The organism is Streptosporangium pseudovulgare (assembly GCF_014648055.1).
In the GTDB taxonomy this organism is placed as follows: Bacteria; Actinomycetota; Actinomycetes; order Streptosporangiales; family Streptosporangiaceae; genus Streptosporangium; species Streptosporangium pseudovulgare.
The window spans coordinates 1-560 of record NZ_BMQJ01000072.1; the positions used below are offsets into that span (position 1 = coordinate 1).

At 66.1% G+C, this 560-nt stretch carries 1 pseudogene; it reads left to right on the plus strand.

The features are described 5' to 3' along the window. Positions 1-560 (plus strand): annotated as a pseudogene (locus tag IEZ10_RS38515) (DNA-directed RNA polymerase subunit beta); the annotation flags it as partial.

The following is a 560-nucleotide window of genomic DNA, read 5'->3' on the forward strand; positions in this document are numbered from 1 at the left end:
GTACGAGTCGATGCGTGCCACGCTGGAGAAGGACCACACCGCCGGTCAGGACGACGCGCTGCTGGACATCTACCGCAAGCTGCGGCCGGGTGAGCCGCCGACGCGGGAGTCGGCGCAGGCGCTGCTGGAGAACCTGTACTTCAACTCCAAGCGGTACGACCTGGCCAAGGTGGGCCGCTACAAGATCAACAAGAAGCTGGGCGTCGATGCCGACATCACCCAGGGCACGCTGACCGAAGAGGACATCGTCGCCACGATCGAGTACATCGTCAAGCTGCACGCGGGCGAGACCTCCATGGCCGGGGCCGGCGGCGGTGAGATCGTCGTGGAGACCGACGACATCGACCACTTCGGCAACCGCCGGCTGCGCAACGTGGGCGAGCTGATCCAGAACCAGGTCCGCCTGGGCCTGGCGCGGATGGAGCGCGTGGTGCGCGAGCGGATGACGACCCAGGACGTCGAGGCGATCACGCCGCAGACCCTGATCAACATCCGCCCGGTCGTGGCGTCGATCAAGGAGTTCTTCGGCACCTCCCAGCTGTCGCAGTTCATGGACCAGA